The sequence below is a fragment of the Methylobacterium sp. UNCCL125 genome (genome assembly GCF_900116795.1).
GTDB classification, from domain to species: Bacteria; Pseudomonadota; Alphaproteobacteria; order Rhizobiales; family Beijerinckiaceae; genus Methylobacterium; species Methylobacterium fujisawaense.
In genome coordinates, this window is sequence record NZ_FPBW01000003.1 from 211,653 (window position 1) to 230,633 (window position 18,981).

Genomic DNA, 18,981 nt, shown 5'->3' on the forward strand with positions numbered 1-18,981 from the left:
GGCGGAGCCTCAGAGGGCTTCCGCACCCGAGATGATCTCGATGAGTTCCTTGGTGATCATGGCCTGACGCGTCCGGTTGTAGATCAGCGTCTGCTTCTTGATCATCTCGCCCGCGTTGCGGGTGGCCGAATCCATGGCGCTCATGCGCGCGCCCTGCTCGGAGGCGGCGTTCTCCAGGAGCGCCCGGTAGATCTGCACCGTCAGGTTCTTCGGCAGCAGCGTCTCGAGGATCGCCTCCTCGGAGGGCTCGAACTCCAGCGCGGCGTTGCCGGCCGCAGCCTTCGCGGTCGTGTCGACCGCGGGCAGCTCCGCGGGGATCAAGCGCTGCGCGGTCGGGATCTGCGAGATGACCGAGCGGAACTCGGAGTAGAACAGGGTCGCGACGTCGAACTCGCCGTTCTCGAAGCGGGTCAGGATCTTGTCGGCGATCCCGGCCGCGAACTCGTAATCCACCGGGCGGTTGCCACGGATGTCCATGCTCTCGACGATCTGGTCGCGGTACTGCCGCCGCAGCGCGTCGAGGCCCTTCTTGCCGACCGTCATGATCTTGACGGTCTTGCCCTCGGCGGCGAGCTTCTGCGCGTATTCGCGCACCGCGAGGCGGACGATCGACGAGTTGAAGGCGCCGGCGAGGCCGCGGTCGCCCGTGCACACGACGAGCAGGTGCGTCTGCTCGGAGCCGGTCCCGGACAGGAGCCGCGGGGCGCCGACGCCGCCGACGAGGTTACCCGCGAGATTGCCGAGCACGGCCGACATCTTCTCGGCATAGGGACGGCCCGCCTCGGCGGCCATCTGCGCACGGCGCAGCTTGGCGGCGGCGACCATCTGCATGGCCTTGGTGATCTTCTGCGTCGCCTTCACCGAGGTGATGCGGTTGCGCAGGTCCTTCAAACTCGCCATCGGGTGAGGTCCAGGTCCGTTCTATGGGCCTCTCCTTCCCTCGGCGGGAAGGAGCCGGAAGTTCGGGCGGTGCAGCGCGGATCGCAATCCCCCTGCACCACCCAAGATCCCTCCCCGCGGGGAGGGGCCTCACATCAGCCGATCGACTTGGCGACGCTCTCGACGACGCTCTTCAGCTTGCCGGCGTTCTCGTCCGACAGGTCCTTGGAGGCGGCGATGGAGTCGAGCAGGTCCTTGTGCTTCGAGCGGAGCGTGCTGAGCAGCGCGTCCTCGAACGGGCGGACCTTGCTGACCGGCATCTTGTCCAGATAGCCGTTCACGCCGGCGTAGATCACCGCGACCTGCTCTTCCATCTTCAGCGGCGAGAACTGCGGCTGCTTCAGGAGCTCGGTGAGCCGCGAGCCGCGGTTCAGGAGCGCCTGGGTGGAGGCGTCGAGATCGGAGCCGAACTGCGCGAAGGCGGCCATCTCGCGGTACTGCGCGAGCTCGCCCTTGATCTTGCCGGCGACCTTCTTCATCGCCTTGGTCTGAGCCGAGGAGCCCACCCGCGACACCGAGAGGCCCACGTTCACCGCCGGGCGGATGCCCTGGTAGAACAGGTCGGTCTCGAGGAAGATCTGGCCGTCGGTGATCGAGATCACGTTGGTCGGGATGTAGGCCGACACGTCGTTGGCCTGGGTCTCGATGACCGGCAGCGCGGTCAGCGAGCCGTTGCCGGCGGCGTCGCCCATCTTGGCGGCGCGCTCCAGCAGGCGGCTGTGGAGGTAGAACACGTCGCCCGGATAGGCCTCGCGGCCCGGCGGGCGGCGGAGCAGCAGCGACATCTGGCGGTAGGCCACGGCCTGCTTGGAGAGATCGTCATACACGATCACGGCGTGCATGCCGTTGTCGCGGAAGTACTCGCCCATGGCGCAGCCGGCGAACGGCGCGATGAACTGCATCGGGGCCGCGTCGGACGCCGTGGCCGCGATGACGATGGAGTATTCCAGGGCACCCTGGTCCTCCAGCACCTTCACGAACTGGGCCACCGTCGAGCGCTTCTGGCCGATGGCGACGTAAATGCAGAAGAGCTTGGCCTTCTCGTCGCCGCCGGCGGCATGGCCGGGCTTCTGGTTCAGGATCGTGTCCAGGGCGATGGCGGTCTTGCCGGTCTGGCGGTCGCCGATGATCAGCTCGCGCTGGCCGCGGCCCACCGGGATCAGGGCGTCGATCGCCTTCAGGCCCGTGGCCATCGGCTCGTGCACCGACTTGCGCGGGATGATGCCCGGGGCCTTCACGTCGACGCGGCGACGCTCGGTGGAGACGATCGGGCCCTTGCCGTCGATCGGGTTACCGAGGGCGTCGACGACGCGGCCGAGCAGGCCCTTGCCCACCGGCACGTCCACGATGGCGCCGGTCCGCTTGACGGTCTGGCCTTCCTTGATCTCGCGGTCGGAGCCGAAGATCACGATGCCGACGTTGTCCTGCTCGAGGTTCAGGGCCATGCCGCGCACGCCCGACTCGAACTCGACCATCTCGCCGGCCTGGACGTTGTCGAGGCCGTAGGCGCGGGCGATGCCGTCGCCGACGGACAGGACCTGCCCGACCTCGGAGACCTCGGCTTCCTCGCCGAAGTTCTTGATCTGCTCTTTCAGGATCGCGGAGATCTCGGCGGCGCGGATGTCCATACTCGGGCCTCTGTCGCTGATGCGTCTATGCGTGTTCGGATCGGATGGGGGCGCTTAGCGCGCGGCCCGCATCGCGAGGCGGATACCGTTGAGCTTGGTCTTGAGGGAGGCGTCGACCATGCGCGAGCCCATCTTCACGACGAGGCCGCCGATCAGGCTGGGATCGACCACGAGATCGACGTCGACCTCGGCCTTCGCGATGTCGCGCAGCGACGCCTTGATCTCCTCGATCACCGCGTCGGAGGGCTTCTCGGCCACCCGCACCTGGGCGCGGACGATCCCCTTCGAATCCTGAACCAGGCTCCGGAAGGCGCTGATCATGTCCGGGAGGGCGAAGAGCCGCCGGTTCGCGGCCGCGAGGCGGATGAAGTTGCCGGCGAGACCGCCGATTTCCGCCTTTTCGAGCACGGCGCCGATGGCGGCTGCCTGCTCCTCGGCGCTGAAGACCGGGCTGCGGATGAGGCGGCGGAGATCCGCGCTCTCCTTCAGCAGCGTGTCGAATTGATTGAGGGATTGGGCGACCGCGTCGACCTGGCGCTCGTCGCGCGCGAGCTCGAACAGGGCGGAAGCGTACCGGCCCGCCACGCCTGCGACCAGGGGACCAGCCTCGGAACCGTTCTGCGCCACCCGTCGCTCTCTTCTCTGGTTGCCCGCCCGCTCCGCGCGCTCCGGCAGGAGCGCGGTGCGTGACCGTTCGGGACGTGGGATCGTGCCGGCAACGGACAGGGTCAAGACCTGTCCTCGCGGCGCGGCGACCGCCTAGCATGCCAGCATGGCCGCACGCAACACGGCAGGCGCACCGCGCAGCGCGTGACGACGGCGGAAGTGTGACGCCGGAGCTGCCTCAGCAGGCGAGCCGGTCGCAGCGCCGGACGCTGGCGATCATCTGCGCCATGGCGCGCGCGCCCGGATGGCCCAGGATGCCGTTGTTGCCGAGCACGTAGGACGGCGTTGCGTAGAGGCCGAGATCCGCCGCCATGCGCATCTGGCTCTTGAGCGCCGCGCGCACCTCCTCGCTGTCGGCGATCGCCTCGACCTCCGCCTGGGGGATCCCCAGCGCGGCCGCGGCGGCGAGCGCCCCGGGCCCGTCGATGCGGCCGGGCTTGCCGAGCAGCGTCTGATAGAAGCGCCAGGCGGCGTCCGAGCCGAGCATGCGCTGCACGGCCAGCATCACCTTGGCGGCCTGAGCCGATTGCGGCGACAGGATCGGGTTGTGGACAAGCCCGATGCGCAGGTCCGCGTCGCCGGCGTGCAGAGCGACCACGTCGGCGGCGGCCTTCCGGCAATACGGGCAGTTGAAGTCGAAGAATTCGTAGAGCGTGGTCGCGGCGTCCCGCGGTCCCACGTAGGTGACCCCGCGCAAGGCCGGAATCTGCCCGGTGATCTCGCCCGGCAGGATCGAGTTCGCCACCGCCTTGCCGTCATCGCCCGTGACCGCGACGCGCTGGCCATAGGATTGCGCAGCCGCCCGCCCGAAACCCGAACCCAGCAGGATGCCGGCGGCGGCGAGGATCAGGCGACGGGAAACAGGCATGGGACACGTCCAGGGCATCGGGGTCCCGCTCCGGTCGCGCCGAAGCGGAGCGGGACCAGAACCAGGGAGGCGAGTCGGTTTGATGGCATATCGGCGTGACGGTGGCGCTACCGCAGCCCCTTCGGCCGGTCGCCGGTCGCCCAGGCCAGCGCCTGCTCCAGGCGGTCATTGCCCCAGAACAACTCGCCATCATCGGCCAGGAACGTGGGCGCCCCGTAGATCCCACGGGACCGCGCCTCCTCGACGCTGACCCGCAGCTTCGTCTTGTTGGCCTCCGCGGCGGCGGCGCGCACGGTCTGGGTCCCGTCGAGCCCGAGCGAATCGACGATCTGGGCCACGGCCGCGGGCTCCGCGATCGAGCGGCCCTCGGCGAAACTCGCGGTGAACACCGCCTTCGAGAACGGCACGAGCCAGTCCTGGTCCTGGCCCAGGATCGCCACCCGCACGGCACTGAGGCTGTTCTGCGGAAACTGCGCGGGGCGCGTCACTGGCGGCAGGCCGAGCCGTGCAGCTTCGCGCTCGACGTCCCGCCACATGTTCTTGCCCTTGGCCGGGTAGAGATTGAAGGGCGAGGTCGTCCAGCCCTGCGCCGCGAAGAGCGGCCCGACCAGGAACGGGCGCCACCGGATCGCCACGCCCGCCTCGGACGCCGCCGCCTCGACGCGCATCGCGGCGAGGTAGGAGTAGGTGGAGGCGAATTCGTACCAGAACTCCAAAATTGGCTGGCGCGCCATAGACTTCGCTTCTCCGATGCACTCTTGCGGCGATGACGACTGGCAACGCCCGCGCCATTTCTCGCACGGCCGCAAGGCCACCGTGAGGCGAAACGCGGCCGATCTCTCGCCATCAGAGCTACGCGCGAGACGGCGCGCCGGTTGCAGGCCGGTGACACCCGCGATAAGCCGCTGACGCCCCGCCTCAGTTCCGGAAGTCGCATGTCCGTTCCCGCGAAGAGCCCCGTGAAGAAGGTCGTGCTGGCCTATTCCGGCGGCCTCGACACATCGATCATCCTGAAGTGGCTGCAGACCACCTACGGCTGCGAGGTCGTGACCTTCACGGCCGATCTCGGCCAGGGGGAGGAGCTGGAGCCGGCCCGCCACAAGGCGGAGCTGCTGGGCATCAAGCCCGAGAACATCTTCATCGAGGATCTGCGCGAGGAGTTCGTCCGCGATTACGTCTTCCCGATGTTCCGGGCGAACGCCGTCTACGAGGGCGTCTACCTGCTCGGCACTTCGATCGCCCGGCCGCTGATCGCCAAGAAGCAGATCGAGATCGCCGAGAGGGTCGGGGCCGACGCGGTCTGCCACGGAGCGACCGGGAAGGGGAACGATCAGGTCCGCTTCGAACTCGGCTATTACGCCCTGAAGCCGGATGTGACGGTGATCGCGCCCTGGCGCGAGTGGGACCTGCGCTCCCGTGAGCAGCTCATCGCTTTCGCCGAGCAGCACCAGATCCCGATTGCCAAGGACAAGCGCGGCGAGAGCCCCTTCTCGGTGGACGCGAACCTCCTGCACGCCTCATCCGAGGGCAAGGTGCTGGAGGATCCGGCGATCGAGGTGCCGGACTACGTCTACTCGCGCTCCCTCTCCCCCGAGGAGGCCCCCGACCAGCCGACCGTCGTCACGATCGGCTTCGAGCGCGGCGACGCGGTCTCGATCGACGGGGAGGCGCTGTCGCCCGCGAACCTGCTGGCGAAGCTCAACGAACTCGGCCGCGCCAACGGCATCGGCCGGCTCGACCTCGTCGAGAACCGCTTCGTCGGCATGAAGAGCCGCGGCATGTACGAGACACCGGGCGGTACGATCCTGCTGCCGGCGCACCGCGCCATCGAATCGATCACCCTCGATCGCGGCGCCGCGCACCTGAAGGACCAGCTCATGCCGCAATACGCGGAGCTGATCTACAACGGCTTCTGGTTCTCACCGGAGCGCGAGATGCTCCAGGCGCTGATCGACAAGAGCCAGGAGAAGGTCACCGGTACGGTGCGGCTGAAGCTCTACAAGGGCGGCGTCCACGTGATCGGCCGCGAGAGCCCGCACTCGCTCTACGACCAGGATCTCGTGACCTTCGAGGAAGGCGCCGTCGCCTACGATCACCGCGACGCGGCGGGCTTCATCAAGCTCAACGCGCTCCGGCTGCGCACCCTGGCACAGCGCAAGAAGCGCGAGGGCTGAGGCTCGCCGGCGCCCGCCGACGCCGCAGCGCGTCAGGCGGGCTGCCAGCCGGCAGCCGACCGCCGGAAGGCGCCGGGCCCGAGATCGGCGTAGCGCAGGAAGATCTGCAGGGCCGGCTGCAGCTCGCGATGGAGGCGCACCAGCCGCGCCTCCGAATCGTCGTCGTCGTTCGCGGCCGCCCCGGCCACCGCGGCGAGATGGCGTGTCATGGCGGCGGTGTAGGAGGCGTCTTCGCCGTAGGGCCGCTGCGGGTCGACGTGCGGAACACCCTGCGCCGCGTTCCAGCCGACATTGAGCCGGGGGATCAAGGCCAGGTGCTCCGGAGTCACCGCGAAGGTGATGACGTCCGGCGTCTCGCCGGTCGCCGCATCCCGGAAAACGTCGCCGACCGCGCCCGGATCGAGCTTCGCCAAGCCATTGTGGTACTGGTATCGACCCGGCTTCAGCTGCGCGTTCTGAACGAAGACGGCGAGGCCGTCCTCGAGCGACCGGTGCTCCTCCTCGGCGCCCTCGTCGTCCCCGGTGACGTTGGCGATGTCGCCGTCGCGATCCAGGCTGCCATAGGGCGCCGCCGGGTGAACGGTCGGCGCCCCGGGCTCGGCGCCATCCCAGGCAACGACCATCCGGCGGATCAGGGCGATGCGCTCCAGGCTCAGGTCGTAGACGGCATCGCTCATCGTGTGTGGGTCCGCGTCCTCAGGTGGTGACGCTCCTCTTACAGACCGGATTCGGCCGTTGCTACCGCTGCGGACCCCGATGCTCTTTGAGTGAGCGGGCCCGGCCGAGGGATGTACCAAGCGGCTCTCCCAACTCTGCGAAGGCGGCTCCGCGTATGATCTGCTCACCGGTCTTCACCAGCGATCGCAGCCACGCCGTTCGCCTCGTGAAAGCGGGCACAGTTCCGGCCGACGTCCATCCGGCCGATATCGTGGAGATCGGGCGTTCGCGGGCTATTGTGCCGGAGGGGCACCAGTGGAAAGATCTGTTTTAGTATGAGCCGCGCGCCGGGGAATAATCCATGACAGATCTCGGGAAACCACTCGCGGAGTGGCGCGAGCAGTTTTGATTTTTTGGCAGATTTGCGATACTAATATTTGCATATAAGCATAAAATACGAACCGTCTGCTGCAAATCATTGACCAAGTTCTGCAGCAGACCAGATCTTCCTCTTGAGCATCACGCCGAGGGAATTGCAGCACGACGCGGGGAAATTCACACGCCGAGCTGAGAATCGGACGGCGATCACGCAATTCGTGGCCCGGCGCGAGGCAGCGCCCTTCGCCGACAAGGCGGCAGCCAATCATGGACCCGCTCGCGCCGAGCTGCAGAGGGCCGGCACGCCCTGCAGCGCGTACGATACACAGATCGACGCGCCCGGCGCGAACCCTTCGGACTTCAGACGGGCACGCAGCGCGCCCGGATTGAAAGCGGGATCGCCTATGGTTCGATCCGCCGCCGCTGAAGACCGGATTGCGGCCTCGCGCCGATTGCGGACGGCGCGGCTGTCCGGGCGCACGGCACGGACGATGCCGCAACGCTCGGTCCGGGGCTCTGGACTCAGCCGGATCCGCACGACTGGAGCTCACCCGCTGTTGGCCAGGCATCCATATCCCGTCAGCGGCGGCCCCGAAACAGCCGACGATCGCGCCCCTGACCGGAACCAGGCCGCTATCGCCGCACGCAGCCGGTGAGCCCTTCAATCTGACCCATCATGGCCTGGATCCGCGCGGCGCGGCGGCGCACGCCCGGAGAGGGGCGACCGGCGCTGCGGGTGATCGGATTGGGCAGGACGGCGGCGAGGAGGGCGGCCTCGTTCCGGGTCAGCCGGCTCGCGTCCTTGCCGAACCAGTGCCGGCTCGCCGCCTGCGCCCCGTAGATACCGTCGCCCCACTCGGCGACGTTGAGGTAGATCTCCATCATCCGGCGCTTGCCCCAGAGCGTGTCGAGCGCCAGCGCCAGCGGGATCTCGACCGCCTTGCGGATGTAGGACCGGCCCGGCCACAGGAAGACGTTCTTGACCGTCTGCATGGCGATGGTCGAGGCGCCGCGGCTCGGCGAATCCTCATCGTCGACCACGTCGCGGATCGCGCCGAAATCGACGCCGTGATCGAGGCAGAAGCGCTGATCCTCGGAGGCGATCACCGCCAGCGGTAGGACGGGCGCGATGCCCGAGAGCGGGACCGGATCGCGGCTCACCGGTTGAAGCGTCAACCACCGCCCGAGCATCAGGGTCGACGGCGGCATCACCGCGCTATAGACGAGCGCCAACGTCAGCGTGAGGACGAATCCGATCGCGGGGAGCAGGAGCAGCATCCCGACGATCCGGCGGACCGGGCGGGAGCGCCGCGGGCGCGCGAGCGGAAGGTCACGACCTGCCGTCTCTCGCCTGCGTCCCGCCCCATCCACCGTGAGTTCGTTCCCGCTCAACTGACGCTCGATTGGTTTCTAAGGCCAGGACCGGACGTAGCGCCCGATGACCCCGACCCCCTCAACGCAGGCACCGACCGGTTCGGTCAAGGCAGGCACGCCAGCCGTCGATTTTACCCACAGGTTGACGGAGGTCGCCGGGAAGGTCGAGACCTTCCTGGTCGAGCGCCTCGGACCGGACGTCGGCCCCGGCGAGATCGCACGGCCGTCCCGCCTGATGGAGGCCATGCGCCACGCGGTGCTCGGCGGCGGCAAGCGGCTGCGGCCGTTCCTCGCCATCGAGACGGCGCGGATGCTGGGCGGATCCGAAGCTGCGGCCCTCGCGGCCGGGGCGGGGGTCGAGCTGATCCATTGCTACAGTCTCGTCCACGACGATCTGCCGGCTATGGACGATGACGACATGCGCCGCGGTAAACCGACGGTGCACAAGGCCTATGACGAAGCCACCGCCATCCTGGTCGGCGACGCCCTGCAGACTTTGGCCTTCGAGATCGTGGCCGATCCGACCTGGCAGCCGGAGGCGCGGATCCGCGCCGACCTCGTCCTCGGCCTTGCCCGTGCCTCGGGCCTGGGCGGCATGGTCGGCGGCCAGCTTCTCGACCTCACCGCCGAGGGCCGGTTCGGCGTTGCCAACATGGACGTGGACGACACCCTGCGGATGCAGGCGATGAAGACCGGGGCGATCCTGGCCTTCTCGGTCGAGGCCGGCGCAATCGTCGGCGGAGCCGACGAGAGCCAGCGGGCCGCCCTGCTGCGCTACGGCCTCGCCCTGGGCCAGGCCTTCCAGATCGCCGACGACATCCTCGACCGGGAGGCCTCGCCGGAGGCCATGGGCAAGGCCACCGGCAAGGACAAGGATGCCGGCAAGGCGACGCTGGTCGATCGTCTCGGCATCGACGGCGCGCGCGCCGAATGCGACCGCCTCGTCGGCGTCTGCGAGGACGCGGTCTCGTCCTGGGGCGAGGGCGCGCGCATCCTGCGTGACGCCGCCCGCTTCACGGTGGCGCGCAAGACCTGAGCGTCTCGGCAGTGCCGTCCCCTATCGGCGTCGATCCGGTGGGGGGCGGAGGAAGGCCGGACGGGTGAAGCCGCCCGGATCAGGCGCGGCGGCTTCGTGGGTCCGGTGCGCCACCGCGAGAGCCGCAGGGCGGCGCTGGCCTGCGGGACGTGGGTACCCGTGGAGCTGCGGGCCTTGCGCCCGCAGCGCGCCGGTACAGAGCGGCACCGTTCCATTCGGATCCGGGGGAAGCGGACCCGCGCGGGCCGATCGCCGCTTGCGCGGACGTGGTCCGGTCTCGGTCTGTCGCGGCGCGGACCGGCTGTTCAGAGCCGGTTGTTTTTGTTGTGGACATCCAGGCACACGGCGGCGAGCAGTACGACGCCCTTGATCACCTGCTGCCAGTCGACGCCGATTCCCAGGATCGACATGCCGTTGTTCATGATGCCGATGATGAACGCGCCGATCACCACGCCCGACACCTTGCCGATGCCGCCGGCCGCGGAGGCGCCGCCGATGAAGCAAGCCGCGATCACGTCGAGCTCCAAGCCGACGCCGGCCTTCGAGTTCGCGGTGTTGAGCCGGGCGACGAAGATCATGCCGGCGAGGCCGGCGAGCGCACCCATATTGGCAAAGGTCAGGAAGGTGAGGCGCTCGGTCTTGATGCCGGAGAGGCGGGCCGCCTTGATATTGCCGCCCAGCGCATAGATCCGGCGCCCGATCGTCGTCCGCGTGGTGACGAAGCCGTAGAGCATCACCAGCGCCAGCAGGACGAGCAGGACGTTGGGCAGGCCCCGATAGGCACTCATCTGCCACGCGAAGGCAAGGATGAGGACGGCGGTGACACCGTTGCGGCCGATGAAGCTCGCCAAGCTCTGCGCCGCCTCTCCGGTCCTCACCTGCGCCTGCCGCCGCCGCCAGTTCAAACCGACCAGCGAGGCGACGAAGACAAGCGCGATCAGCAGGGACGTCGCAGGTCCGGCGAAGTTGGAGAGGAATCCCTTGGCCAGCAGCTGGAACACCTCCGGAAAGGGGCCGATGGAGGCGCCCTGCAGCAGCACCTGGGTCAGGCCTCGGAACACCATCATTCCGGACAGGGTGACGATGAAGCTCGGTATGGCGAGATAGGCCACGAAGTAGCCCTGCAATCCGCCGATGACCGCGCCGACCGCGAGGCACAGAAGGGAGGCGGAGAGCGGGTCGAAACCGAAGCGGACCATCAGCAGCGCCGCGAGCGCGCCGACGAAGCCGACCACGGATCCGATCGACAGATCGATGTGGCCGGCCACGATGACGAGCAGCATCCCGAGCGCCATCACGACGACGTAGCTGTTCTGCAGGATGAGGTTGGTCAGGTTCAGCGGCTGGAACAGGACGCCGCCGGTGGCGACTTCGAAGAACACCGTGATCACCGCCAGCGCGAAGAGCAGCCCGTAGGTCCGCAACTGCGTCATCGGCAGCCGGCCGCGTCGGCCCCGCGGCTCGCTTGCGGCCGTGTCGCCGTTAACGTCGCCGCCGGGAAGCATGGACTTGCTCATCGTGATGTCGGTCATCCGTTCAGGCCCTTGGAGCGCATGATCGCGCGCATGATCGCTTCCTGGCTGGCCTCGGCGCGCGAGAACTCGGCGACGAAGCGTCCCTCGTTCATGACGTAGATGCGGTCGCAGAGGCCGAGCAGCTCCGGCATCTCCGAAGAGATCATCAGGACACCGCGCCCGTCGTCGGCCAGTTCGTTGATGATGCTGTAGATTTCGTACTTGGCGCCGACATCGATGCCCCGGGTCGGTTCGTCGAGGATCAGCACCTTGGGCTGGGTGAACAGCCACTTGCTCAGCACGACCTTCTGCTGGTTGCCGCCGGACAGATTGACGGTCTGCTGCGTCACCCCGAAGGAGCGGATGCGCATCTTGGTGCGATAGCGGCCGGCGACCCGCTGCTCGGCCTCCTCGTCGATCACCGTCACGGTCGAGATTCCGGGAAGGTTCGCCAAGGTCGTGTTCCGGGCGATGTCTTCGCCCAGCACGAGCCCGAGCTGCTTGCGGTCCTCGGTCACATAGGCGATGCCCGCAGCGATCGCCCGGTCGATCGTCGAGACGTCGACTTCGGCGCCGTCGATCCGGACGGTGCCGCGGACGCCCTGACCGTAGGAGCGGCCGAAGAGGCTCATGGCGAGTTCCGTTCGGCCCGCGCCCATCAGGCCGGCGATCCCGACGATTTCGCCCCTGCGCAGGGTCAGGCTGACGTCGCGCACCACCGCGCGATCGCCGTGAAGCGGGTGGTGAACGGTCCAGCCGCAGACCTCCATCAGAAGGTCGCCGATCCGCGGCGTCCGCACCGGATAGCGGTTCTCCAGCGTGCGACCGACCATGGCCCGGATGATGCGGTCCTCATCGACCGCGCCGCTGCGGCAGTCGAGGGTCTCGACGGTGGTGCCGTCGCGCAGGACGGTGATCCGGTCGGCCACCTTCGCGATCTCGTTGAGCTTGTGGGAGATCAGGATCGAGGCGATGCCCTGCGCCTTGAAGCGCAGCAGAAGCTGCAGCAGGGCTTCGCTGTCCGTCTCGCTGAGGCTCGCGGTCGGCTCATCGAGGATCAGCAGCTTGACCTCCTTGGAGAGCGCCTTGGCGATCTCCACGAGTTGCTGCTTGCCGACACCGAGATGGGTGACGAGGGTGTCGGGGCTCTCATCGAGGCCCACCATCGCCATCAGCTCACGCGCCCGAGCGGAAACCCGGCCCCGGTCGATGATCCCGAAGCGGGCCGGCTCGTTGCCGAGGAAGATGTTCTCGGCGATCGACAGATAGGGGACCAGGGCCAGTTCCTGGTGGATGATGACGATTCCGAGGCGCTCGCTGTCGGAGATGTTCCGGAACTGGCCGGGCCGGCCCTCATAGGTGATGCAGCCCGCGTAGGATCCGTGGGGATAGACGCCGCTCAGAACCTTCATCAGCGTCGATTTCCCGGCACCGTTCTCGCCGACGAGGGCGAGGATCTCGGCGGGCTCGACGGTGAGGTTGACGTCGTCGAGGGCCTTCACGCCGGGGAAGGTCTTGGAGATTCCCCGCATTTCGAGGACGGGCTGCATGCGACGCCTACCAGCTCGGACTGCACCTTCGGCCCCCGCGCCGGCTCGTGCGGCGCGAGGATGGGAATCGCCGGAGCCGGCGGGCTCCGGCCAGGCTTCGATCACTTGAGCTGGTCGAGGGTGTAGTAGCCCGTATCGACGAGGGCCGATTTCCAGTTGGCCTTGGTGACGATCACCGGCGTCAGCAGGTAGGACGGGACGATCTTCTTGCCGTTGTTGTAGGTCTTCACGTCGTTGACCTCGGGCTGCTGGCCAGCCTCGATGGCGTCGATCATCGCCATCGTCACTTTCGCCAGATCCCGGGTGTCCTTGAAGATCGTGGCCGTCTGCTCGCCCGCGATGATCGACTTGACCGATTGCAGCTCGGCATCCTGGCCGCTGACCACCGGCAACGTCACACCGCCGGACCCGTAGCCCACGCTCTTGACCGAGGAGAGGATGGCCGTGGAGATGCCGTCATAGGGCGACAGCACGGCATCGAGATGCGCGGTGCCGTAATAGGCCGAGAGCAGGTTATCCATCCGGGCCTGGGCAGTCGCCGGATCCCACCGCAGGATCGAGACCTTGTCCATGCCGAACTGGCCCGAGCGGACCACGAGCTTCTTCGAATCCAGGTAGGGTTTCAGCACCGACAGGGCGCCGTCGTAGAAAAAGTATGCGTTATTGTCGTCGGGCGAACCGCCGAACAGCTCGATGTTGAAGGGCCCCTTGCCCTCCTTCAGCCCGAGGGCGTCGACAATGGACGTGGCCTGCTGAACGCCTACCTTATAGTTGTCGAAAGTCGCATAGTAATCAACGTTCGGCGTTCCCTTAATCAGCCGGTCATAGGCGATGACGGTGACGCCCCGTTCATGGGCCTTGGCCAGGACATCACTCAGGGTCGTGCCGTCGATGGAGGCGACCACCAAGATCTTTGCCCCCTTGGTGAGCATATTCTCGATCTGGGCGAGCTGCGTCGGGATGTCGTCGTCCGCGTATTGCAGGTCGGGTTTGTAGCCTTTGGCCTTCAGCAATCGGACGATGTTATTGCCGTCGTCGATCCAGCGCTGGGAGGATTTCGTCGGCATGGCGACACCGATGGGATCGCTGCCCGCGGCCTGTGTTGATGTAACGGCGAGCGCCCCCAGAAGCGCAGCACTCAGGATTGACGGTCCGGAGCGCAATTTTTTCTTGGCGATCCCGGAAATCCAGTGCTTGACGATCATGATTTTCCCACTTCTTATCGTTATATTTATCCGATCAAATTGACGATCTCGCTTTGCCGAGATCGCGAAATACAAACTCAACGAACCGTTTTATTGGTACAAACGCAGATGCACCCGGCCATCCACTGCGATACAGCCGACATGTGGCGCGAGAAACGGCTGCAAATATCTATTCTCCGGGCCCATTGAGACTTTTTAACTGGACATCGGGCTCTTCGGAACGTCGCCTCCCGGAACCGCCGACGTCAGCGCGCGAGACGCGCGATCTCCTCTCCTATGGAATTGGCTGCATCCAACCCGTTTTTCGTGACTGATTTGTATGAGTTATGAACTGGGCCGTCAATCGGCCCGCCTGGCTTTGCGCGTCAAAAATACGTGGCTTTGACGGGCGCGAGAGTCATGCGCGGCAGGTCGAGTGTCAGGGCGCTGACGGCCGCCTCTCGGCCGCGATCGGGCGACCATCGGACACGACGAGGTCGCCTGTCGGGGTCACCGCTTCGCTGTCGCCGTGCTGGGCGGCATCCCGACCGGACAGGAGAAGATTGCGACGACGTGATCGGCCCGGCCGGCTCGCCGGATCGATTCAGGGTTCGCCTTCATGCGCAACGCGCTGTGCGTGCTTCGCGCGATCAGCGAAGTTCCGGCGGCCGCGATCGCAATCCGCCCCTGGAACGAGGCTCGACCATGGGGCCGCGGGGCGACCGGCGCGACCATGTCCGGTCGGTTCTGGGCACAGCGCTCAAAACGCACCGCAGGAGGCGTACCTGGACAACACCGGGCTGACCCCGGGGGCCGCCCATCGACGGCGGCCGACCGTCGCGAATCCGGGGCGGCTCAGCCGCGCCCGACGAACGGCATCTTGGTGGCCATGATCGTCATGAACTGCACGTTCGCCTCCAGCGGCAGGCTCGCCATTGAGAGCACCGCCTGACCCACATGGTCGGGATCCATCACCGCCTCGGCACGCAGGGAGCCGTCCGCCTGCGGGACACCGGCCTTCATCTTTCCGCCCATGGGCGTATCGGCATTGCCGATGTCGATCTGTCCGCAGGCGATGTCATAGGCGCGCCCATCGAGGGAAGTCGCCTTGGTCAGCCCCGTCACGGCGTGCTTGGTCGCCGTGTAGGCGATGGAATTCGGCCGGGGCGCGTGCGCCGAGATCGAGCCGTTGTTGATGATCCGGCCGCCCCGGGGATTCTGATCGCGCATGATCCGAAAGGCATGCTGCGTGCACAGGAACAGGGCGGTGAGGTTGGTATCGACCACCTGCCGCCAAGTCTCGAGCGGCAGATCCTCCAGCGGAACCGCCGGGGCGCCGATGCCGGCATTGTTGAACAGCAGGTCGAGGCGGCCGAATTCCGCCCGCGTGCGGGCGAACAGGGCGGCGATCGAGTCGGGATCGGTCACGTCGGTGGACACCGCGAGAGCCCCGTCGCCGATCTGCGCCGCGACGTCGTCCAGGGGCTCCCGACGCCGCCCCGAAAGCACGACGCGCCATCCGGCGCCGGCGAGGGCCAGGGCGGCAGCCTTGCCGACCCCCGTCCCAGCCCCGGTCACGATCGCGATTCGCTCAGCCGTCGACATGCGTTCCTCCCGGTTCCGGCGTTGCTCCGCCTGTAGCGGATGGCCGGCGCGGCGCGAAGAGATCAGCGTTTCAGATGCGCGCCGCGGTCACGGTGCGTAGCGACGGGACGCCTGCTCTATGGTGGCGCGTCGCGCGCCGGACGGGGAGGGGGACGGAACGATGGGGCTCAGTGTGTCGCCAGGGCTGCGCCAGACGATCGCCGCGGCGGTGGCAGGGTGAGCGCCCCCGAGATCCCGTTCCTGGCCGGGCTCGACGCGGCGGCGGTCGCGGCCGTTCGGGCCCGCATGGTGCCGGTTGCGGTTCCGGGTGGCCGGATCCTGTTCGAGCAGGGCGAGACCGGAAACGCCCTCTACACGCTCGTCTCCGGCGTGGTCGGCGTCTCCACCCGCGACCACGCCGGTCGGCCGACCCGGATCGCGCGCCTGCGCCCGCCCGAAACCTTCGGCGAGATGGCCCTGCTGTCGGACGCTCCGCGGGCGGCCACCGTGGTGGCCCTGCGCGATTCGCATCTCCTGCGGCTCACTCGGGATGCCTTCGAGGCGGTCATCGCCGAGCATCCGCATACGCTCCTCTACTTCGCCCGGATGCTCGCCGACCGCCTGCGGGCGATCTACGATGGCCATTCGGTCCACCATGCGCCGCGAATCTTCACGATCCTGGCCGTGACGGAGGGGCCCGATCCGGCCCATGTTGCGCGGCAACTCGCCGGCGCCTTCGACGCCCTGCTGCCCGGCGCAACCGGCTGTCTCACCGACTGGCCGGAGGGGGCTGACGAGGCCTGGTTCCAGGCCTTCGAGGACGGCCATGCGCGCACGATCTTCGCAGCGCACGACATCGACTGCCCCTGGTGCCGGCAGAGCCAGCGGCGCGGCGACCACGTCCTGCTCCTGGCCGAGCCCGGCGCGCCGCCGCGGCCCGGCGCGGCAGCCTATCTCGACCGGGTCCGCTCCGATTGGATCCGGATGGATCTCGTCGTCCGCCAGGATCCGGCGGCCCGGCGCCCGAAGCCCCTGCATCCGGAGGTCGCCGCCCTGCCTGCGGCGATGCGAATCCAGCTCCGAGACGGCAATCGGGGCGATCTGCATCGCCTCGCCCGGCTCGCCAGCGGCGCCGCACGGGGCCTCGTCCTCGGCGGGGGCGGAGCGCGCGGGCTGGCCCATCTCGGGGTGCTGAAGGCCCTCGACGAGGTCGCCTGCACGCCGGATTTCGTCGGCGGGACCAGCATGGGCGCGATCATCGCGGCGAGCCTCGCCATGGGCTGGAACGTCGCGGAGATCCAGGCGCAGATCGAGGCGTTCTTCGCCACCAGCAATCCGATCAACGACTACACGCTGCCGCTGCACGCCCTGACCCGCGGCGCCAAGGTCGATACCGGTCTCGCGGCGCGTTACGGGGGGGTGTGCATCGAGGATCTCTGGCTGCCGTTCTTCTGCGTCTCGTCGAACCTGACCACCGGCAGCACCATGGTGCATCGCTCGGGCGACCTGCCGAAAGCCCTGCGGGCCAGCATCGCGATTCCCGGCCTCCTGCCGCCGGTGCTCTGCGACGAGGGCGTCCTGGTCGATGGCGGCATGATGAACAACCTGCCGGCGGATGTCGCCGCCGGGCTGGAGCGCGGACCGGTTCTGGCCGTCGATGTCGGGACCGACCGGGCGTTCCAGGACATGCCGCAGCGCGGCTGGAGCGGCCGGCTCGTACGCAAGCTGATCGGCTCGCCGCTGGCGATGCCGGGTCTGGCACCGCTGCTGCTGCGCGCCGCCACCGTGTCGAGCGACGCCCAGAGCCTGATGGCGGCGGCGCACGCGACCGCCGTGCTCAAGCCCCAGCTCTCCGGCATCGATCTGCGCGCCTGGTCGCGCTTCCGCGAATCGGCGGAACTCGGCTACCGGGAAACCCGCGCCGGCCTTGCGACCGGGAGGCTCGCGCGCTGGCTGGACCCGGTGCGCTGAGATGTCCGCGTGCGGCGGCGCACGCGCGGGTCCCTCGGCCCTGTAACTCCGGGCATTCGGTGACGATGTCTCCTGCAGGATGTCCTTTGGAGATCAGAGCCATGCCCCACACTGCGACGCCTATGACCGAAACCGTGACCGGTTCCGAGCGGGACCGGACCGCTCCGGACGATCGCTCCGCACCGCACGCCCTGCTGCACGGGGCCGCCTTCGTCCTCCTGTGCCTCTGGACCCGGACTGCGCCGGAGCGCCTGCGCGACCAGCTCTCGCCTGAGGCGGAAACCTGCGGCGCGCTCGGCTTCTGAGCGGATCGGATCTGGACGCGGAGGCGTTTCCCGCCGCCGGCAAGGCGGGCAGGACGGAGCGCACGAGAACATGACCGTCGCGGGTGTGAGGTTGCGCCGGGTCGAGTTGCCGGAGGTGGGCCTGAACGTGGCCGAGGCGGGTCCCGAGACAGGACCGCCGACCATCCTGCTGCACGGTTTTCCCGAATTCTGGTTCGGCTGGCGCCATCAGATCGGGCCTCTCGCCGAGGCGGGTCTGCGGGTGATCGCGCCGGACCAGCGCGGCTACGGCCTCAGCGACAAGCCCGCGGGGATCGCCGCCTATCACCTGGATCGTCTGGCAGGCGACGTTCTGGCCCTGGCTGACGCCTATGGCGCTCCCACGGTCCGCCTGGTCGGACATGATTGGGGCGGCCTCGTCGCGTGGTGGGTGGCGAGCCGCCATCCCGAGCGGATCGACCGGCTGGCGATCCTCAACGCGCCGCATCCCGCCGTGGTCGGCACCTACATGCGGCACCATCCGGGCCAATGGCTGCGCAGCACCTATGTCGGCCTGTTCCAGATCCCGCACCTGCCCGAACGGCTGCTCACGGCCGATCGCTGCCGGGCCCTGCGCCGCGCGCTGACGACCACAAGCCGCCCCGGCGCCTTCGCGCAGGCCGACCTCGACCGCTACGTCGAGGCGTGGCTGCAGCCGGACGCGATGACCGGCATGCTGAACTGGTACCGGGCCCTGGTGCGGCTTCCCCGGGCGCGGCCGCCCCGGGTCCGCGTCCCGGCGTTGATCCTCTGGGGGCGACGGGACACCGCGCTGCAATCCGGCTTGGCGGAAGCCAGTCTCGCTCTCTGCGACGCGGGGCGCATCCAATGGTACGCGCAGGCCAGCCACTGGCTGGCGCATGAGGAACCCGCTTCGGTCAGCGCCGACCTCCGCACCTTCCTGTGCTGAACCCGTGTTCTGAACCACCGAGCGAACACGGCTTCTCGCCCGCCGCCCGGGCTGAGGTGAGAGCCGAAATCAATGCACGGACGGGTATCGCCGATCCCGGCACCGTCCCGCCCGGAGACGCGACGGCCGCCGCATCGGTCCGCACGCCGTCCAAAGAACGGGTATTATTTTTAACGCCGTGATCCGGAACATTACGATCACTTGTTTCTTAGCTGGTGGCTCATA

At 68.1% G+C, this 18,981-nt stretch carries 16 protein-coding genes; 5 read left to right on the top strand and 11 right to left on the bottom strand.

All coding sequences use genetic code 11. From position 1 onward, the window contains the following. Positions 1 to 9: 9 nt before the first annotated feature. The 5 genes from BM396_RS02900 to BM396_RS02920 form a co-directional block, all read right to left on the bottom strand. Complete coding sequence (locus tag BM396_RS02900; protein ID WP_043351709.1) at positions 10 to 900, bottom strand: F0F1 ATP synthase subunit gamma; 891 nt, start codon at positions 898 to 900, stop codon at positions 10 to 12. Between the two features lie 134 nt (positions 901 to 1,034). Further along, complete coding sequence (gene atpA, locus BM396_RS02905; RefSeq protein ID WP_043383323.1) at positions 1,035 to 2,567, bottom strand: F0F1 ATP synthase subunit alpha; 1,533 nt, start codon at positions 2,565 to 2,567, stop codon at positions 1,035 to 1,037. A gap of 54 nt (positions 2,568 to 2,621) precedes the next feature. Next, positions 2,622 to 3,194: a F0F1 ATP synthase subunit delta gene (locus BM396_RS02910; RefSeq protein WP_043356492.1), complete on the bottom strand. Its 573-nt coding sequence runs from the start codon at positions 3,192 to 3,194 to the stop codon at positions 2,622 to 2,624. A gap of 217 nt (positions 3,195 to 3,411) precedes the next feature. Continuing rightward, positions 3,412 to 4,101 carry a DsbA family protein gene (locus tag BM396_RS02915; RefSeq protein WP_043383325.1) on the bottom strand — a complete coding sequence of 230 codons (690 nt, stop codon included), beginning with the start codon at positions 4,099 to 4,101 and terminating at the stop codon, positions 3,412 to 3,414. A gap of 107 nt (positions 4,102 to 4,208) precedes the next feature. Beyond that, positions 4,209 to 4,835, bottom strand: coding sequence for a 2-hydroxychromene-2-carboxylate isomerase (locus BM396_RS02920; RefSeq protein WP_043383327.1), 627 nt, complete (start codon positions 4,833 to 4,835; stop codon positions 4,209 to 4,211). A 201-nt stretch (positions 4,836 to 5,036) separates the two neighbouring features. Here BM396_RS02920 and BM396_RS02925 point away from each other — a divergent pair, with 201 nt between their 5' ends. Next, complete coding sequence (locus BM396_RS02925; protein ID WP_043383329.1) at positions 5,037 to 6,275, top strand: argininosuccinate synthase; 1,239 nt, start codon at positions 5,037 to 5,039, stop codon at positions 6,273 to 6,275. A gap of 32 nt (positions 6,276 to 6,307) precedes the next feature. Here the strand turns inward: BM396_RS02925 and BM396_RS02930 are convergent, their stop codons facing one another. Then, positions 6,308 to 6,952, bottom strand: a complete 645-nt coding sequence (locus BM396_RS02930; RefSeq protein WP_043356500.1) for a hypothetical protein — start codon at positions 6,950 to 6,952, stop codon at positions 6,308 to 6,310. A gap of 991 nt (positions 6,953 to 7,943) precedes the next feature. Next, positions 7,944 to 8,588 carry a monofunctional biosynthetic peptidoglycan transglycosylase gene (gene mtgA / locus BM396_RS02940; protein WP_043383331.1) on the bottom strand — a complete coding sequence of 215 codons (645 nt, stop codon included), beginning with the start codon at positions 8,586 to 8,588 and terminating at the stop codon, positions 7,944 to 7,946. Between the two features lie 160 nt (positions 8,589 to 8,748). Here mtgA and BM396_RS02945 point away from each other — a divergent pair, with 160 nt between their 5' ends. Beyond that, the gene (locus BM396_RS02945; RefSeq protein ID WP_043356504.1) at positions 8,749 to 9,720 is read left to right on the top strand and encodes a polyprenyl synthetase family protein; all 972 of its coding nucleotides are present in this window, start codon (positions 8,749 to 8,751) and stop codon (positions 9,718 to 9,720) included. A 305-nt stretch (positions 9,721 to 10,025) separates the two neighbouring features. Here BM396_RS02945 and mmsB read toward each other — a convergent pair whose 3' ends face one another. The 4 genes from mmsB to BM396_RS02970 all read right to left on the bottom strand — a co-directional run bounded on the left by mmsB (position 10,026) and on the right by BM396_RS02970 (position 15,573). Beyond that, a complete protein-coding gene (gene mmsB / locus BM396_RS02950; RefSeq protein WP_244538798.1) occupies positions 10,026 to 11,153 on the bottom strand; it encodes a multiple monosaccharide ABC transporter permease in 1,128 nt (375 codons plus the stop codon). Positions 11,154 to 11,248: 95 nt separating this feature from the next. After that, complete coding sequence (gene mmsA, locus BM396_RS02955) at positions 11,249 to 12,784, bottom strand: multiple monosaccharide ABC transporter ATP-binding protein (RefSeq protein ID WP_043383335.1); 1,536 nt, start codon at positions 12,782 to 12,784, stop codon at positions 11,249 to 11,251. Positions 12,785 to 12,885: 101 nt separating this feature from the next. Beyond that, positions 12,886 to 13,947 (bottom strand): multiple monosaccharide ABC transporter substrate-binding protein, encoded by a 1,062-nt coding sequence (gene chvE, locus BM396_RS02960; protein ID WP_043383379.1) that lies wholly within the window; start codon positions 13,945 to 13,947, stop codon positions 12,886 to 12,888. Positions 13,948 to 14,823: 876 nt separating this feature from the next. Continuing rightward, entirely contained in the window at positions 14,824 to 15,573 is a 750-nt protein-coding gene (locus tag BM396_RS02970; RefSeq protein ID WP_043383338.1) for an SDR family oxidoreductase, read from the bottom strand. Between the two features lie 216 nt (positions 15,574 to 15,789). On the opposite strand from BM396_RS02970, the gene BM396_RS02975 reads away from it, so the two are divergent. The 3 genes from BM396_RS02975 to BM396_RS02985 all read left to right on the top strand — a co-directional run bounded on the left by BM396_RS02975 (position 15,790) and on the right by BM396_RS02985 (position 18,756). Continuing rightward, positions 15,790 to 17,523: a patatin-like phospholipase family protein gene (locus BM396_RS02975; RefSeq protein WP_043383340.1), complete on the top strand. Its 1,734-nt coding sequence runs from the start codon at positions 15,790 to 15,792 to the stop codon at positions 17,521 to 17,523. 101 nt (positions 17,524 to 17,624) lie between these two features. After that, positions 17,625 to 17,828 carry a hypothetical protein gene (locus tag BM396_RS02980; RefSeq protein ID WP_043383381.1) on the top strand — a complete coding sequence of 68 codons (204 nt, stop codon included), beginning with the start codon at positions 17,625 to 17,627 and terminating at the stop codon, positions 17,826 to 17,828. 70 nt (positions 17,829 to 17,898) lie between these two features. After that, positions 17,899 to 18,756, top strand: a complete 858-nt coding sequence (locus BM396_RS02985; protein WP_043383343.1) for an alpha/beta fold hydrolase — start codon at positions 17,899 to 17,901, stop codon at positions 18,754 to 18,756. Positions 18,757 to 18,981: the final 225 nt, after the last annotated feature.

Bases quoted from the DNA above. Each gene is read 5' to 3' on its own strand.
- BM396_RS02945 (WP_043356504.1), top strand. From the start codon at position 8,749: ATGACCCCGACCCCCTCAACGCAGGCACCGACCGGTTCGGTCAAGGCA.
- atpA (WP_043383323.1), bottom strand. From the start codon at position 2,567: ATGGACATCCGCGCCGCCGAGATCTCCGCGATCCTGAAAGAGCAGATC.
- BM396_RS02970 (WP_043383338.1), bottom strand. From the start codon at position 15,573: ATGTCGACGGCTGAGCGAATCGCGATCGTGACCGGGGCTGGGACGGGG.
- BM396_RS02930 (WP_043356500.1), bottom strand. From the start codon at position 6,952: ATGAGCGATGCCGTCTACGACCTGAGCCTGGAGCGCATCGCCCTGATC.
- BM396_RS02920 (WP_043383327.1), bottom strand. From the start codon at position 4,835: ATGGCGCGCCAGCCAATTTTGGAGTTCTGGTACGAATTCGCCTCCACC.
- mtgA (WP_043383331.1), bottom strand. From the start codon at position 8,588: ATGCTGCTCCTGCTCCCCGCGATCGGATTCGTCCTCACGCTGACGTTG.
- BM396_RS02900 (WP_043351709.1), bottom strand. From the start codon at position 900: ATGGCGAGTTTGAAGGACCTGCGCAACCGCATCACCTCGGTGAAGGCG.
- mmsB (WP_244538798.1), bottom strand. From the start codon at position 11,153: ATGACGCAGTTGCGGACCTACGGGCTGCTCTTCGCGCTGGCGGTGATC.
- BM396_RS02925 (WP_043383329.1), top strand. From the start codon at position 5,037: ATGTCCGTTCCCGCGAAGAGCCCCGTGAAGAAGGTCGTGCTGGCCTAT.
- BM396_RS02980 (WP_043383381.1), top strand. From the start codon at position 17,625: ATGCCCCACACTGCGACGCCTATGACCGAAACCGTGACCGGTTCCGAG.
- mmsA (WP_043383335.1), bottom strand. From the start codon at position 12,784: ATGCAGCCCGTCCTCGAAATGCGGGGAATCTCCAAGACCTTCCCCGGC.
- BM396_RS02985 (WP_043383343.1), top strand. From the start codon at position 17,899: ATGACCGTCGCGGGTGTGAGGTTGCGCCGGGTCGAGTTGCCGGAGGTG.
- BM396_RS02915 (WP_043383325.1), bottom strand. From the start codon at position 4,101: ATGCCTGTTTCCCGTCGCCTGATCCTCGCCGCCGCCGGCATCCTGCTG.